The sequence below is a fragment of the Microbacterium jejuense genome (assembly GCF_019511665.1).
GTDB lineage: Bacteria > Actinomycetota > Actinomycetes > Actinomycetales > Microbacteriaceae > Microbacterium > Microbacterium jejuense_A.
The window spans coordinates 1-14,853 of sequence record NZ_JAEUAW010000024.1; the positions used below are offsets into that span (position 1 = coordinate 1).

Below are 14,853 nucleotides of genomic sequence, written 5' to 3' on the forward strand. Positions count from 1 at the left end.
CCCCCGTCCTTTGCCCGACCCGCCCTTCGCCATACCGATCAGCGTAGCCGGGGCGATATCGTTCGCTCATGGTGGGCATTCTCGCGACGGTCTTCGCGGCGCTGGCGGCGCTGCTGCACGTGTACATCTTCGTGATGGAGAGCGTCCAGTGGACGCAGCCCAAGATCTGGAAGCGGTTCGGCGTCGCCGACCAGGCGGCGGCAGAGATCACGAAGCCGATGGCGTACAACCAGGGGTTCTACAACCTGTTCCTCGCGATCGGCGTCGTGATCGGGATCGTGCTCTTCTACGCGGGAGGTGGCATCGCGCTGGTGCTGTTCGCGCTCGGCTCGATGGTCGGGGCCGCGCTCGTGCTCGTGACGACGGGGCTCAAGTACGTGCGGCCCGCACTCATCCAGGGGACGCTTCCGCTCATCGCGTTCGTGCTGTTCCCGTTCGCGTGAGCCGGGCTCAGCTGCACGCGCCCCACTGTCCGGCTCGGGATGCCTCGGCCTCAGCCTGAGCCGAAGCGAACAGCTCCGCGTGGGCGGTGTTGGGCGCGATGCGGAGTGCCTCGGCGTCGCCCGCCGCGACGAGCTCGTAGTTGACGAACCGGCCGTCGTCGGTCCAGAGGTACCGCAGGTCACGTCCGTAGCGGTCATGCAGCTCGGCGTCGGGCGCGGCCCACACCGTCGCGCCCTCGGGCAGCAGCGCGGCGAGATGCGCACGCGCCTCGTCGGCCCAGCACTCCGGCGCCGGCGTGCCCTCAGGGGTGTCGATGCCGATGAGCCGCACCCGCACGCGCTCGTCGGTCGACGGATCTGCGACCTCGATCGTGTCTCCGTCGAACACGTACGTGACAGTGAGGTCGTCGGCATCATCCGGGCGCGAGGGGATGCCGCCACCCGCCGCCTCCCGTCCGGCCTCAAGCGCGCCGGCAGGTGTCGTCGGCATGAGGCCGGGCAGCGGCATCCGTCGTCCGAGATCCCCATTGCGGACGGAACCGGGGCCGCCGCCCGACGGCAGCCATCCGAGAGCAGCGAGGGCGAGGACGACGAGGATCGTCGCCACCACGATGAGCGCCTTCGCTCCACGAGCGCGCGGGCGCCGGTCATCGTGCATGGCGCCAGGCTAGCTTCGGCGGGAGTACCCTGCCGTGCGTTGTCCACAGGGTGGCGAGGTCGCCGCGGTTGCCGCGGCAACCGCGGACGGGCTCACGCCGCCAGGCGCAGTCCTCGCTTGTCGGTGGCGACGCGCTCGCCGTCGGCGATCGTCACGTCGTCGCCGATCAGAGAGCCGCCGGCGACGCGGGCGTCATGCCCGACCTGCGTGCGCACGCCGATCTTGGCCTTCGGGCCGATCGCTGCGCGCGGGCCGATGTGCGCGTGCGGCTCGATGACGGCGTTGGGTCCGATGACGGCGTCCGTCTCGACCCAGACGCCGCGGCCGACGTGAGCGCCCGCCGCGATCTGGACGCCCGGTTCGACATACGCCCCCGCTTCGACGATGGCGCTCGGGTGCACCTTCGCTCCATGCGCGATCAGGCCACGACCGTTGACGTGCTTGCGGTAGCGCAGCGTCTCGCCCTGGTCGTTCTCGATGTCGATGTAGTTCTTGCCCACAGTCCCCTCCTGCAGCCCCACATAGGGCTGAGTACAGGAACAACCTCCGGCAGGGCCTGTCTATTCCCGCGCATCGGAACGATTCGGCCACGCACGACGAAGGACCCGCATCCGTGCGGATGCGGGTCCTTCGCGGCGGGATGCCGTCAGCGCGCCACGTGCTCGTCGGCGACCGACAGCGCACGGTCGATCACGTCGAGGCCGCGTTCCAGCTCGTCCTCCGTGATCACCAGCGGAGGCGCCACGTGCAGGCGGTTGAAGTGCGTGAACGGCCACACGCCGTCGCGCTTGCACGCCGCCGCCACCGCGGCGACGGGTGCGGCATCCACTCCGCTCGCATTGAAAGGGACCAGCTGTTCACGCGTCTCGCGATCCTTGACGAGCTCGATCGCCCAGAACAGGCCGAGGCCGCGCACGTCGCCGACGGAGGGGTGGCGCTCGGCGATCGCCCGCAGCCGCGGCTCGACGACCCGCGCGCCGAGGTCGCGGACGCGCTCGAGGATGCCGTCGCGCTCGAACACCTCCAACGTCGCGACGCCCGCCGCGCACGCGAGCGGGTGGCCCGAGTAGGTGAGGCCGCCGGGGAACGACAGGGTGTCGAAGTGCGACGCGATGCGGTCCGAGATGACGACGCCGCCGAGCGGCACGTAGCCCGAGTTGACGCCCTTCGCGAAGGTGATCAGGTCGGGCTGCACGCCGAACGCCTGGAACGCGAACCACTCGCCCACGCGCCCGAAGCCCACCATCACCTCGTCGGCGATGTAGACGATGCCGTACTTGTCGCACAGCTCGCGCACACCCGCGAGGTACCCGGGCGGCGGCACGAGGACGCCGTTGGTGCCGACGATCGTCTCGATCAGGATGCCGGCGATCGTGCCCGCTCCTTCGAGCACGATCGTCTGCTCGAGGTGCTCCAGGGCGCGCGCAGTCTCCTGCTCGGGGCTGTCGGAGTGGAAGGACGAGCGGTACGGGTACGGGCCGTGGAAGTGCACGATCGAGCCGTCGGCCGGCTCGTTCGGCCAACGGCGCGGGTCGCCGGTCAACGAGATCGCGGTCGACGTGTTGCCGTGGTAGCTGCGGTACATCGACATGATCTTGCGGCGGCCGGTGAACAGCCGCGCCATGCGCACCGCGTTCTCATTGGCGTCGGCGCCGCCGTTGGTGAAGAACACCTTCTCGAACCCGTCGCCGGCGACCTGGGCGATGCGCCGGGCGAGCTCGCCCCGCACATCGTTCGCCATCGACGGCTGGATCGTCGCGAGCCTGCCCGCCTGCTGCTGGATCGCGCGGACGAGATCGGGATGCTGGTGCCCGAGGTTCAGGTTCACCAGCTGCGAGCTGAAGTCGAGGTACGCGTTGCCCGCGTAGTCCCAGAACGTCGAGCCCTCGCCGCCCGCCACAGGCAGCGGGTCGATGAGCGCCTGAGCGCTCCACGAGTGGAACACGTGCCCGCGGTCGTCCGCGCGCACGCGCGCGTCGGCCTCGAGGTCGGCAAGGAGTGTGTCAGTCATCGGGGTTCCTTTACCCGGTCGTTGAGCGAGCGAAGCGAGACGAAACGCGTTCGCGGATCAGTTGTTCTGGGGGAAGCCGAGGTTGATGCCGCCGTGGCTGGCGGGGTCGAGCCAGCGGCTCGTGATGGCCTTCTCGCGGGTGAAGAAGTCGAAGCCGTGCACGCCGTACGCCTTCGCGTCGCCGAACAGCGACTTCTTCCAGCCGCCGAACGAGTGATACGCGACCGGCACGGGGATCGGCACGTTGATGCCGATCATGCCGACGTGCACCTCGTTCTGGAACCGGCGGGCCGCCCCGCCGTCGTTCGTGAAGATCGCCGTGCCGTTGCCGAACTGCCCGGAGTTGATGAGCTCGAGGCCCTCGTCGTAGGACTGCACGCGCACCACGGACAGCACCGGGCCGAAGATCTCCTCGGTGTAGGCGCGGCTCGTGGTCGGCACCCGGTCCAGCAGCGTCGGGCCGAAGAAGAACCCGTCCTCCGCGCCATCCACCTGGAATCCGCGGCCGTCGACGACGACCTCCGCGCCGTCGGCTTCGGCGATGTCGACGTACTCCGACACCTTCGACCGGTGGATGCCGGTGATCAGAGGTCCCATGTCGGGCTCGACACCGTCGACCCCGGCGCCGTTGCCGATGCGCAGGCGGCCGATGCGCTCCTGGATCTTCGCGATCAGCTCGTCAGCCACCGGCTCGACGGCCAGCACCACCGAGATGGCCATGCAGCGCTCGCCGGCCGCGCCGTAGCCGGCGTTGACGGCGGAGTCGGCGACGAGATCGAGATCGGCATCGGGCAGCACCAGCATGTGGTTCTTCGCACCGCCGAGGGCCTGCACGCGCTTGCCGTGCTTCGAGGCGGTCTCGTAGATGTACTGGGCGATCGGGGTCGACCCGACGAAGCTGATCGACTCGACGTCCGGGCTCGTGAGCAGGCCGTCGACCGCGAGCTTGTCGCCCTGCAGGACGGTGAAGACGCCGTCCGGGAGGCCCGCCTCCCTCCACAGCGCGGCCAGCCACAGGGCGGCGGACGGATCCTTCTCGGACGGCTTCAGCACGACGGCGTTGCCGGCCGCGATCGCGATGGGGAAGAACCACATCGGCACCATGGCGGGGAAGTTGAAGGGCGAGATGATGCCGACGACGCCCAGGGGCTGCTTGGTCGAGTACACGTCGATGCCGGTCGACACGTTCTCGGAATACGCGCCCTTGATGAGGTGCGGGAAGCCGCACGCGAGCTCGACGACCTCCTGGCCGCGGAGGATCTCGCCCATGGCGTCCGAGAGCACCTTGCCGTGCTCGGATGTGATGATCTCTGCGAGCTCCCGCTTGCGGGAGTTCAGCAGCTCGCGGAACGCGAAGAGCACCGCCTGACGCCGGGCGATCGAGTAGCCGCTCCAGGCCGCGTAGCCGGCGCGCGCGGAGGCGATGGCGGCGTCGATCTCGGCCTGATCGGCGAGCGCGACGTGGGCGGTCACCTGACCGGTCGCGGGGTTGTAGACCGGGGCTGTGCGTCCGCTCGTCGATGGACGCTCGGCGCCGTCGATCCAGTGCGGGATCACGCGGAGGTCGGTGCTCTCAGACGTGGGCGCGACGGTGGTTTCGACGGTGGTCATCGGGCGGTTCCTTCGGTGTCGGACAGATCGTGTGGCGATCCCCTAGGCTTGACGGGTCCCAGCCTGTCAGACAAGAAGAGGCGGCAACGGTGCCCGACCGTCGCGAAGATCGAGTGATCCATACGGATCGTCCGGCCGAACGATCCGCAAACGAAACCCTGCCCACGGTGCGCGAGGTGATCGCGCTCGAGGCGGTCGCCGACGGTGTGCCCGAGGTGCTCGTCGGCGACGAGGCACTGGAAGCGCGGGTGCGCTGGGTGCATGTCTCCGACAGCGCCGGCGTCGCGCGCCTGCTCGACGGCGGCGAGCTGCTGCTGTCGACCGGATCGTCGTGGCCTGCCGAGCCTGCCGACCTCCGTCGCTTCATCGACGAGCTGGTGGATGCCGGTCTCTCCGGCCTCGTGCTGGAGCTGGGCACGCATTACCACTACGTGCCGGCTGTCCTCGTCGATGCGGCCCGGGAGCGGGGCCTCGCGCTGGTCGTCCTGCACCGCGAGGTGAAGTTCGTCGCCCTCACCGAGGCGGTGCACAGCCGCATCATCACCGGGCAGACCGACGCGCTGCGCGCGCGCGACGAGGTGCGCGAGCGCTTCACCGCCCTCGTGCTGCGCGGGTCGCCCGCCGATTTCATCGTCCACCAGCTCGCACAGACACTCGGGGCGCCCGTCGTGCTCGAGAACCTCGGCTACGAGGTGGTCGCCGCCGAGGTCCCGCTCGCACTGGAGGAGGACCTCTTCACCGAGTGGGAGCTCCAGTCCCGGTCCGCCCACCGCCGTCTCGCGGCTCGGCGTGAACGCGGTGGGGCGCCGGCCCCCGACGACTGGCTCATCGTGCCCGTCGAGGCGCGCGGCATCCGCTGGGGCAACCTCATCGCCCTGCCGGGGCCCGACCACGCCGCCGGGCGGACGGCCGTGCTCGAGCAGGGTGCGATCGCGCTGGCGGTCGGCCGCCTCGCCGATGGCGACGCCGACGAGTGGGCGCGCATCGGCCGTCGCCGCCTGGTCGACGGCCTGCTGGCCGGCCGCTTCGCCGGTGTCGGGGGAGCCGCCGCCCGCCTCGAAGCGGCCGGGCTGCCGCTGCGCGGGTCGCGCCTGTACGGTGTCGTGATCTCGGGCGCCCCCGTCGCGACGGAGCAAGTGGATGCCGCCGCCCGAACCCTGCGCGGGCGAGCGCTCGCCGGCTCGGCCCCGGCGGGCGGCGTGGGCGCCACGCTGCTGGTGTCACTGCCGCCGGACGCGTCGTTCGACGATGCCGCGGTGCTGGGGCTCGTGCGCGCAGTGGTGGATGCCGCCGACATCGAGCGCGTCGTCGTGGCGGTAGGACGTGCAGCCGCGGGGATCGAGGAGGCGCTCGCTTCGGTCCACGAGGCCGTGGATCTGGCCGGCGGCCGGCGTCGCCGGTCGGGCCGGGGCCCGTACCTGCGACGCTCCGAGAATCGGCCGCTCGTGCAGCTGGTCGCCGCGCTCCGCGACGACCACCGCGTGCTCGAGCACGGCGAGCGCATGCTGGCGCCCTTGATCTCGCACGACCTCGCACGCTCGGGCGATCTGCTCGACGTCCTGGAGGCGATGCTCGCGCATCCGGGAAACCGCACGGCCGCGGCATCCGCTTCTCATCTCTCGCGCTCGGTGTTCTACCAGCGTCTCGCCCTCATCGAGGAGCTGCTCGGCTCGGACCTCGACGACGGCGAGACCCAGACCGCCCTGCATCTGGCGCTGCTGGTGCGGAGGTCGGCGGGGCGCTGACCGCGGCCCCGGTCGTGCGACGGCGGGGCGGGACTCTTGACGGTGCGCGCGCGTGACGGTATAACTAACTGGTTAGTTATTTAGAAGGGTGCAGAGGGATGTCGACACCCGCACGTCGAGATGCGACGGCGAGCACCGCGAGGATTCGCGCGTCTGCCCGGGAGGAGTTCGCGACCCACGGATTCGAGGGCGCACGCGTCGACCGGATCGCCGCACGTGCCGGAGTGAACAAGGCGCTGCTGTTTCAGCGATTCGGCGACAAGGCGGGGCTGTACACGGCAGCGCTCGCCGAGATCGCCGAAGCGGCGACCGCCGCGCGCGCCCGGATCGCGTCGCAGTATCCCGACGGCATCGCCGACGGTGCGCAGTTCCGCGCTCTCGTCCGCGATCTCGCCGTCGGCACTCAGCGACTCCTGGAGAGCGACCCGACTGCGCGCGGGATGCTCGCCTGGGAGCGGGCCGCGGGATGGGTCGCCTTCCACTCCGCTCGGCCCGAGACGACCGACCCGGCCGCCGACCTCATCGCGGAGTGGTTCCGCGCGGCGGAGCGACGCGGCTGGCTGCGCGCCGGCGCGTCGGCCGAGCAGCATCTCGCACTGTGTCTCGAACTGGTCTGCGCGGTCGACTCGCGCGACGAAGGGTTCGTCGGCGAACTCGTCGCGGACGCGCTCGCTCCGGCGGTCACGTCGTGAGCGGCGCACGCCTCGCGATCCCTGCTGGGCTGAGTGGCGTGGAGCGTTCCGCGCTGCTCCCGATCCTGTCGCGCGCACGCGACGCCGAGCACGCCGACCCGATCCTCGGAGACACGTGGGCGTGCCGCGTGCGAGACGGGCTGGACGTCGACTGGGAGGCGCTCGGCCTGCCGCAGAAGGAGGCGTTCACCGTGGCGATGCGAGGTCGGCACCTCGACGACTGGGTGCGACAGTTCCTCGCCGTGCACCCCGACGCCGTCGTGGTCGACCTCGGGGCGGGGCTGGATGACCGTTCGCACCGCATCATGCCAGGCCCCGACGTCGATTGGTTCGACATCGACTTCGGGCAGATCCTCGACCTGCGACGCCGTCTGTCGGGCGATGGGCGAGCCGAGAACGTCCATGAGCTCGCGGTCGACGCGACGAGTGCCGAATGGGTCTCGCGGCTGCCCGCAGACCGGCCGCTGGTCATCGTCGCCGACGGCTTCTTTCCGTTCCTGCGCCCCGACGACTCGGCGGCAGTGGTCCACCGCCTCATCGACCACGCCCCGGAAGGCGAGCTGCTGATGAACGGCTACACGACGCTGGCGCAGCGCCTGATGCCGCGCGTCCGCGCGATCCGCGACCTCGGGATCGACATCAGCGGCGGGACCGCCTTCGACGATCCGCACGTTCCCGAGCAGTGGCACCCACGACTCAGGCTGGTCGAGCGCATAATGCTCAGCCGTTCCCCGTACGTCGCCCAGACGTCCGCCGGGCTGCGCGCATCGATCCTGATGATGAACCTGCTTCCGGGGGTCGCCGACCGCAGCGACCTCGGCGTACTGCGCCTGCAGTTCTCCGCGCGCAGCTGACGCGAGCGACGCACGCCGTCGGCCGTGCGGAGGTCGGCCGGACGCGGATCGCGGCCCTTCAACAGGTCAACCGCGCCTGTTCAGGAGGGTGCGGTGCCAGATCTCCTGCGGAAGGGCGGTTGACCTGTTGAAGGGGCGAGCTGCGGGGCGTCAGGGGCGCCGCGGATCGATCATCGTCATGCCGGCCGGCGTCGCCCGGTCGACCGTCGGCAGCAGCGCTGCCGCATCCGCGAGTCCCACGACGCGCTCGATGAGCGACTCGGGCTGCAGCGCGCCGGACTCGATGAGCGCCATCATCCCCGGGTAGTCGGCCGCGGCCATGCCGTGGCTGCCGAGCAGGTCGAGCTCCCAGCCGATCACGCGCGACATGGGGACGCGCGGGTGCCCGTCGACCGGCGGCAGCAGGCCGATCTGCACGTGGCGTCCGCGTCGGCGCAGGCTGTGGATCGCATCTGTGCAGGTCTGCTCGCTGCCGACGGCATCCACCGACACGTGGGCCCCGCCGTCGGTGAGGTCGCGCACGATCGCGGGAACGTCGCGACCGTCGGCGTTCACGGTGTGATCGGCGCCGAGAAGGGATGCCGCACCCAGCGCCGCCTCGTTGCGATCGACAGCGACCACCCGGGCGCCCAGCGCTTTCGCGATCATGACAGCGCTGAGGCCGACACCACCGGCGCCGACGACCGTGACCCATTCGTCGCGCCGCAGGCGGGCGCGCCCGACCAGCCCGCGATACGCCGTGGCGAACCGGCAGCCCAGGGCAGCCGCGGCCTCGAAGCTCACCGACTCGGGGATCGCCACCAGGTTCGCGTCCGCCGCGTGCAGCACGACGAACTCGGCGAACGACCCGTCGTGCGTGAAGCCGGGCTGCGTCTGGCTCGGGCACACCTGCGCGTCGCCCTGCCGGCACCACTCGCAGCGTCCACAGCCGCACACGAAGGGCACCGTGACGCGGTCGCCGACGCGCCAGTCCGACACGCCTTCTCCCACCTCGGCGATCACGCCCGCGAGTTCGTGCCCCGGCACGTGCGGCAGCGAGATGTCGTCGTCATGCCCCGCCCAGCCGTGCCAGTCGCTGCGGCACAGCCCGGTGGCCCGCACCTCGACGACGACTCCGCCGTCGGGAGCCGCCGGCCTCGGCACGTCACGAACCTCGGGCGTGACGCCGAAGGCGTCGTAGACGACAGCACGCATTGCTCCATCGTCGCACCGAGGGGCAGGGCCCATTCCCGCGAACGAAGGCGCGCCGACGTCCCGGTGCGAGTCACTGGTCGCGTTTCGCCGCCTCACCGGGTGCTTCTCAGCCCTCGATCAAGGTGGGATCAGCATTCGCCAATGTCTCGGAGCCGTCGTCTGCTCGGTCGAGACGCACGACCGCTCTTCGGCTAGGGTCGGGTGGGTTTCTGGGGAGAAGCGATGACGACACAGCCAGCTGGGTGGTACTCGGATCCGGTCGATGGCGGCCGATACCGATGGTGGGATGGCGCCGCGTGGACGGATCGTGTCGGCCGTGACGGTGCGAGCTGGAGTGAGCCCCTTCCCCCGGCGGAGTCGCCCGCGCGCTCTCGGCGCCGCATGGCGTGGTGGGTGTGGATGCTCATCGCCGTCGCCGCGATAGGCGTGCTGATGCTGATCGCGCCTGTCCTGGTGGCCGTCGCACTGGCGGTGCTGGTCACCGGGATTGTTGCTCTCGCGAAGGGCACCCCCACCTGGCTGCGGTTGACCACACGGAAGGCCGCGATCGGCGTGACCGCGGCAGCGGCGGCCGTGCTCCTTGTCGCCGGCAGCGTGAGCGCGGCGACGATCGGCAACTCCGGAACGAAGTCGTCCGTCGAGGCAGTGCCGTTCGCGGGCTCCGGTTCATCGCCGGAACGGATGGAGGACCCGATGCCGACGCCCACGCCGACCGCTGTCGCGACCACGCGCGATGAGGTCGTGACGGAGCCGATCCCCTTCACCGAGAGCCGGGTGGACGACGCCACGATCCCGTCCGGTCAGACGCAGGTGCGTACCGCAGGGCAGGACGGAGAGAAGACCCTGACCTACCGGGTACATCTCCTCGACGGCGAGGAGGTCAGCCGCGAATTGGTCGCCGAGACGGTGACGCGTGAGCCGGTGACGCAGGTCATCGCGGTCGGCACGTACGTCGCTCCGCCTCCGCCGCCTGCGCCCGCGCCCGCAGCGCCGGTAGGCGGCTGCGACCCGAACTACGCGGACGCGTGTGTTCCGATCTCCAGCGACGTCGACTGCGCGGGCGGCAGCGGGAACGGCCCCGCCTATTTCGACGGCATCGCCCGAGTCGTCGGGAATGACGTGTACGACCTCGACCGCGATGGCGACGGCTTCGCCTGCGAGCCGTACTGAGTCTCTCGCCGCGCCTCACCGGCCGCGGTCTGCGACGGGCAGCTCCAGCACCTGCGCGTGCTCGGGACCGGAGTGGAGCCGGATCTGGACGCGCCGGCTCGATCGGTACAGTGCGGGGAAGCCGCCCCACAGCGGGTTGCGCGGTGACAGCTGGCGCCCGCCGACATGCAGTCGCATCTCGTCCCCGGCGCGGAAGAACGTCGCCGAGGGCGCGAGCGTGATCTCGACCTCGCGCGGCTGGCGGCCCACCACGGCGCGGCCGAACCCTGTCGTGACGAGGTCCCGGCCGAAGCCGTACGAGCCCTCGAACGGCACGAACTCGCCACCGGTCCACTTCGACAGCCCGGCGAACAGCGACACCGGCCCGTCCGAGGCGGCGCTCACCCACAGCCGAAGGCGCACCTCTCCGGTCACCTCGGTGTCGTCGGCGAAGGTCCACGAGAACCGCGCGGCCCGCCGCCGCGAGGGGAACTCGAGGGATGCCTCGGCCTCGGCCGGCGAGGGCGACAGCCGTCCGTCCGCACGCAGGTGAAGCGTCAGCAGTCGTCCGCGCGGCGGCCACGACTGTTCGTGCCGCACGTCGTGGATGCGGTCGCCACGATCCCTCACCTCCAGGCGCACACGCGGCAGGTCGGCGGGGATGCCCTTGAGGTGCGCGTCGAGGAACGCCTGCTGCACGGCCATGGCCTCCTGGCTGTAGAACGCAGCCCACTTGCCGGTGCGGTGCGTGTACAGATGCCGGTCGGCCGAAGAGGTCTCGGCGAACGCGCGGAAGCTGCCGCGGGTGTGCAGGTTCGCGTCCGAGAAGCTGCCGCACACGAGCATCGGCGTCTGGATGCGTGCGAGGTCGGGGGCGAGCGATCGCCACCACGCGTCATCGTCCGGGCGCGCCGCCGCCTCTCTGCCGAGGTCGGGCGACATGCGCGTCGACCGCCGCATGACGGTCGTCCACAGGCGCGAGAAGCCGACCTCCCGCACACCGCCCGGATAGAAGAAGTCGTCGTAGGCGTCGGTGAAGCCCTCCCAGGGCACGATCGCCCGCAGGTGCGGCGGGCGCAGGGCAGCGGCCTTGTACTGCGAGATCGCCAGATACGACACCCCGAGCATCCCGACGCCGCCGCTGCACCAGTCCTGTCGCGCGATCCACTCCGTGGCGTCGTACACGTCCTGCGCCTCGGCGTCGCTCAGCAGTGACCCGACGCCGTCCGAGCGGCCCGCGCCTCGCAGATCGAGGTTGACCACGGCGTATCCGCGCGGCACCCACTGCGCCGGATCGGGCGCCTCCCAGCTCGTCTCGTCCGAGATGCGGACGGGGCCGGTCTGGCGAAGGATTCGGAACTGCGGGTTGATGCGCCACCCGCGTCCGCGCGACCGGGGCAGCGCGTCCTTGCCGTAGGGATGGGCGCACAGCAGCGCGGGAACCGGCCCGCCGTCGCGGGGCAGGTAGACGTTCGCGCGCAGGATCGTGCCATCGCGCATCGGGATCGCGACGTCCTCCAGCTTGCGCACCTCGGGGCCCAGCGGCGTCACGACGATCGGCGGGCGGACCGCGCGCCGCACGCGCGTCACGGCGTACGCGGCGGCGCCGCGACGTCGCCAGGGGCGGTCGGTCGCAGGCACGGATCGAAGGCGCACGGCGCGACGCTATCACCCGACCGTGCGGCGCGGGGCGTGCGCGGCGGGCGCGGGTTGCTCGTGAGCCCGGGGCGTTTCGTCTCGCTCGTTCCTCGCTCGCTCAACGACCGGAACTCCTCGCTCCTTCCTCGCTCGCTCAACGACCGGAACTCCTCGCTCGTTCCTCGCTCGCTCAACGACCGGAACTCCTCGCTCGTTCCTCGCTCGCTCAACGTCCGGAACTCCTCGCTCGTTCCTCGCTCGCTCAACGTCCGGAACTCCTCGCTCGTTCCTCGCTCGCTCAACGTCCGGACCCGAGCTCCCCTCGCCGTCTCCCGGTCGCTGAGCGAGCGCCAGCGAGACGAAGCGCGGTGCGCTGGCCGCGACGAGCCCGCAGCCGAGGTCAGGTCAGCCGGCGATGTACACCTTCCGGAGCGTCTCGTGCACGGTCCACACCGTGCGCATGCCGGCGGTGAGCTGGACGACCGAACCCGCCCGCAGCTCCACAGGCGAGAGCGCGGGGTCGGTGAACGCCAGCGTCGCCGAGCCCGAGAGCACCACGAAGACCTCGTCTGCCTCGACGTCGGTCGACGTACCGGGCGTGTGCTCCCACACGCCCACCGTGGTGGTGAGCTCGACGAAACCGGCAGACGGAGAGCCCGACACGACCTGCTCGGCGGGCAACGGCTGCAACGGGATCGCGAGGCCGCCGGCATCCACTTCCACACCGGGGACGATCACGAGTCGAACCCCAGCCCGAGGGCGTCGAGCGTCTTCAGCAGCAGGTTTCGCTTGCCGAGATTGTGGTCGGCGCGGGCGAGCGACCAGCGCACGGTGTTCACGGCGAGGGATGCCGCCGGCTCAGGCGGGAAGGGGATCGGGCGCTTTCGCACCATCTCGAGCTCGGTGCGCTCGTTCGAGACGCCGTCGAGCAGGTCGAGCATGACCTCGCCGGCGAAGCGGGTCGACCCGACACCGAGCCCCGTGAACCCGGCCGCGTACGCGACGCGACGGTCGCGCGCGGTGCCGAAGAACGCCGTGAACTGCGTCGACGAATCGATCGCCCCCGCCCACTGGTGCGAGAAGCGCAGGCCCTCCAGCTGCGGGAACGTCGTGAAGAAGTGGCTCGCCAGCTTCTCCCACGTCTCGGGGCGATGCTCGTGGCCCGGCTCGACGCGGCGCCCGTAGTAGTAGATGGCGTCGTACCCGCCGAACAGGATCCGGTTGTCGCGAGTGATCCGGTAGTAGTGGAACTGGTTCGCCAGATCCCCGATGCCCTGCCGGTCCTTCCAGCCGATCGATGCCAGCTGCTCGGCTGAGAGCGGCTCGGTCATGAGCACGTAGTCGTACACGGGCACCGTCATCAGGCGGTTGCGCTTGAGCAGCGACGGAAAGACGTTGGTTCCGAGAGCGGCTCGGGATGCCTCGACCCGGCCCTGCTCCGTGATGACGACCACCCCGGGGCCGGAGGTGTTGAGCCCGGTCACGTGCGAGCGCTCGAAGATCTCCACTCCGCGTTCCTCGCACACGCGGGCGAGTTCGGCCGCCATGCGCGCGGGGTGCACCATGCCGCACGCGTGCTGCTCCCACACGCCGGCGAGGTAGGTGGGAGAGTTCACCGAGGCACGCACCTCGTCCTGGTCGAGGTACACGACGCCGTCCTCGCCCTCGGCAGCCCACTCCTTGAGCCACTCCACCTGGTGCGGCTCGACGGCGGGGGCGAGCTGGCCGGTGCGCTCGAACTGGAAGTCCATGCCGTACGTCGCCTCGGACGCCTCGATGGCATCGAGGTTCTCCAGGCCCAGCCGCTCGATCAGCGGCATCTCGTTCGGCCACCGGGCCATGCCGTTCTCGTGGCCATGCGTGAGGCTCGACTCGCAGAACCCGCCGTTGCGGCCAGAGGCCGCCCAGCCGACGCGCTGCGCCTCGACGATCACGATCTTCGCGCCCTGCATGCGCTCGCTCGCGAGCAGCGCCGTCCACAGGCCGGTGTAGCCGCCGCCGACGATCACGAGGTCGGCGCGGTGCGTGCCCACGAGCGCCGGCCGGTCGGGCGTGAGGGACTCGGGCAGGTCATCGCGCCAGAAGACGGAGTGTCTGGTGTCGGCGAGGGAGTGGCGGATGACGGATGCCTGCGGCCGCTGTCGTTCGAAGACGGTCGTGCCCACGGTTATCAACTCCGATGCGTTGGTTTCTCCCATCCTCGCCGGTGATCCGGGGTGTCGGGGAGGGCCGGTGTCGGAGATTCCGGAGGCGTCGGACGGATTGTCGGAGTCAGACGGCGGCGAGTTCGCCGATCAGCGCGTCGACCGGGGCCACGCGCGCGTACGTGCCCTCGAGGGCGGCCAGGAACGCGGTGTGCACCTGCGCACCCGGCACGGTGACCTCGCCCAGCGTGAGGTCGGGTGCCGCGCAGGCGTCCTGCGCCACGGCGACGATGAAGCCGAGGTCGGAGGCCGCACGCACGGTGGCATCCACGCACATGCTGGTCATCATGCCGGCCACGACGATCTCGTCGGCCTCTGCGGCCCGCAGCAGCGACTCGAGTCCTGTGTCGAGGAACGCGTTGGGCTCGTGCTTGACGATCACGTGCTCCTGGCCGTCCGGCGCGACACGAGGGTCGAACTCGACCCCGGGCGTCGCGGATTCGAAGAAGGCGGCATCCGGCCCGTCCCAGATGTGCTGCACATGCACGACCCGCTCGCCGGCCCTGCGAAAGGCGTCCAGCAGGCGAGCGGCCGCGTCGGCGGCGGCATCCGATCCCACCAGCGGGTGACGTCCGCCGGGGAAGTAGTCGCGCTGGATGTCGATGAGCAGGAGCAGTCGGGTCACCGATACAGCATAGGTCGGGTGTCCGCGGC

At 70.8% G+C, this 14,853-nt stretch carries 14 protein-coding genes and 1 pseudogene; 6 read left to right on the forward strand and 9 right to left on the reverse strand.

Going from position 1 to position 14,853, the window contains the following annotated elements; all coding sequences use genetic code 11:
• Window positions 1-68 precede the first annotated feature (68 nt).
• Window positions 69-443, forward strand: a complete 375-nt coding sequence (locus JNB62_RS18535) for a DUF1304 domain-containing protein (protein WP_220302365.1) — start codon at window positions 69-71, stop codon at window positions 441-443.
• A 7-nt stretch (window positions 444-450) separates the two neighbouring features.
• Here JNB62_RS18535 and JNB62_RS18540 read toward each other — a convergent pair whose 3' ends face one another.
• From JNB62_RS18540 to JNB62_RS18555, 4 genes are all read right to left on the reverse strand, one after another.
• Entirely contained in the window at window positions 451-1,101 is a 651-nt protein-coding gene (locus JNB62_RS18540) for a thermonuclease family protein (protein WP_220302366.1), read from the reverse strand.
• Between the two features lie 92 nt (window positions 1,102-1,193).
• Complete coding sequence (locus JNB62_RS18545) at window positions 1,194-1,601, reverse strand: transferase (RefSeq protein WP_220302367.1); 408 nt, start codon at window positions 1,599-1,601, stop codon at window positions 1,194-1,196.
• Between the two features lie 146 nt (window positions 1,602-1,747).
• Window positions 1,748-3,112 (reverse strand): aspartate aminotransferase family protein, encoded by a 1,365-nt coding sequence (locus tag JNB62_RS18550; RefSeq protein WP_220302368.1) that lies wholly within the window; start codon window positions 3,110-3,112, stop codon window positions 1,748-1,750.
• Window positions 3,113-3,169: 57 nt separating this feature from the next.
• Window positions 3,170-4,723, reverse strand: coding sequence for a CoA-acylating methylmalonate-semialdehyde dehydrogenase (locus tag JNB62_RS18555; RefSeq protein WP_220302369.1), 1,554 nt, complete (start codon window positions 4,721-4,723; stop codon window positions 3,170-3,172).
• 167 nt (window positions 4,724-4,890) lie between these two features.
• Between JNB62_RS18555 and JNB62_RS18560 the strand changes: the two genes are divergently transcribed.
• From JNB62_RS18560 to JNB62_RS18570, 3 genes are all read left to right on the forward strand, one after another.
• Window positions 4,891-6,468: a PucR family transcriptional regulator gene (locus JNB62_RS18560; RefSeq protein WP_220302370.1), complete on the forward strand. Its 1,578-nt coding sequence runs from the start codon at window positions 4,891-4,893 to the stop codon at window positions 6,466-6,468.
• 98 nt (window positions 6,469-6,566) lie between these two features.
• Window positions 6,567-7,160: a TetR/AcrR family transcriptional regulator gene (locus JNB62_RS18565; RefSeq protein WP_220302371.1), complete on the forward strand. Its 594-nt coding sequence runs from the start codon at window positions 6,567-6,569 to the stop codon at window positions 7,158-7,160.
• 38 nt (window positions 7,161-7,198) lie between these two features.
• A complete protein-coding gene (locus JNB62_RS18570) occupies window positions 7,199-8,014 on the forward strand; it encodes a class I SAM-dependent methyltransferase (protein ID WP_220302372.1) in 816 nt (271 codons plus the stop codon).
• A gap of 150 nt (window positions 8,015-8,164) precedes the next feature.
• Here JNB62_RS18570 and JNB62_RS18575 read toward each other — a convergent pair whose 3' ends face one another.
• The gene (locus JNB62_RS18575) at window positions 8,165-9,208 is read right to left on the reverse strand and encodes a zinc-dependent alcohol dehydrogenase family protein (RefSeq protein ID WP_220302373.1); all 1,044 of its coding nucleotides are present in this window, start codon (window positions 9,206-9,208) and stop codon (window positions 8,165-8,167) included.
• Window positions 9,209-9,430: 222 nt separating this feature from the next.
• Here JNB62_RS18575 and JNB62_RS18580 point away from each other — a divergent pair.
• Window positions 9,431-9,511 (forward strand): annotated as a pseudogene (locus JNB62_RS18580) (DUF2510 domain-containing protein); the annotation flags it as partial.
• Between the two features lie 78 nt (window positions 9,512-9,589).
• A complete protein-coding gene (locus JNB62_RS19325; RefSeq protein ID WP_223231263.1) occupies window positions 9,590-10,378 on the forward strand; it encodes a G5 domain-containing protein in 789 nt (262 codons plus the stop codon).
• Window positions 10,379-10,393: 15 nt separating this feature from the next.
• On the opposite strand, the gene JNB62_RS18590 is transcribed toward JNB62_RS19325, so the two are convergent.
• The 4 genes from JNB62_RS18590 to JNB62_RS18605 form a co-directional block, all read right to left on the reverse strand.
• The gene (locus JNB62_RS18590; RefSeq protein WP_220302374.1) at window positions 10,394-12,013 is read right to left on the reverse strand and encodes a CocE/NonD family hydrolase; all 1,620 of its coding nucleotides are present in this window, start codon (window positions 12,011-12,013) and stop codon (window positions 10,394-10,396) included.
• 387 nt (window positions 12,014-12,400) lie between these two features.
• A complete protein-coding gene (locus JNB62_RS18595; protein WP_220302375.1) occupies window positions 12,401-12,733 on the reverse strand; it encodes a cupin domain-containing protein in 333 nt (110 codons plus the stop codon).
• Window positions 12,730-14,160, reverse strand: coding sequence for an NAD(P)/FAD-dependent oxidoreductase (locus tag JNB62_RS18600; RefSeq protein WP_220302376.1), 1,431 nt, complete (start codon window positions 14,158-14,160; stop codon window positions 12,730-12,732). Before JNB62_RS18600 ends, JNB62_RS18595 begins: the two co-directional genes overlap by 4 nt.
• 106 nt (window positions 14,161-14,266) lie before the next feature.
• Entirely contained in the window at window positions 14,267-14,824 is a 558-nt protein-coding gene (locus JNB62_RS18605) for a cysteine hydrolase family protein (RefSeq protein WP_220302377.1), read from the reverse strand.
• Window positions 14,825-14,853 lie beyond the last annotated feature (29 nt).

Coding starts and splice junctions, on each gene's coding strand:
- JNB62_RS18535 (WP_220302365.1), top strand. CDS start 69: ATGGTGGGCATTCTCGCGACGGTCTTCGCGGCGCTGGCGGCGCTGCTG.
- JNB62_RS18540 (WP_220302366.1), bottom strand. CDS start 1,101: ATGCACGATGACCGGCGCCCGCGCGCTCGTGGAGCGAAGGCGCTCATC.
- JNB62_RS18565 (WP_220302371.1), top strand. CDS start 6,567: ATGTCGACACCCGCACGTCGAGATGCGACGGCGAGCACCGCGAGGATT.
- JNB62_RS18550 (WP_220302368.1), bottom strand. CDS start 3,112: ATGACTGACACACTCCTTGCCGACCTCGAGGCCGACGCGCGCGTGCGC.
- JNB62_RS18555 (WP_220302369.1), bottom strand. CDS start 4,723: ATGACCACCGTCGAAACCACCGTCGCGCCCACGTCTGAGAGCACCGAC.
- JNB62_RS19325 (WP_223231263.1), top strand. CDS start 9,590: ATGGCGTGGTGGGTGTGGATGCTCATCGCCGTCGCCGCGATAGGCGTG.
- JNB62_RS18575 (WP_220302373.1), bottom strand. CDS start 9,208: ATGCGTGCTGTCGTCTACGACGCCTTCGGCGTCACGCCCGAGGTTCGT.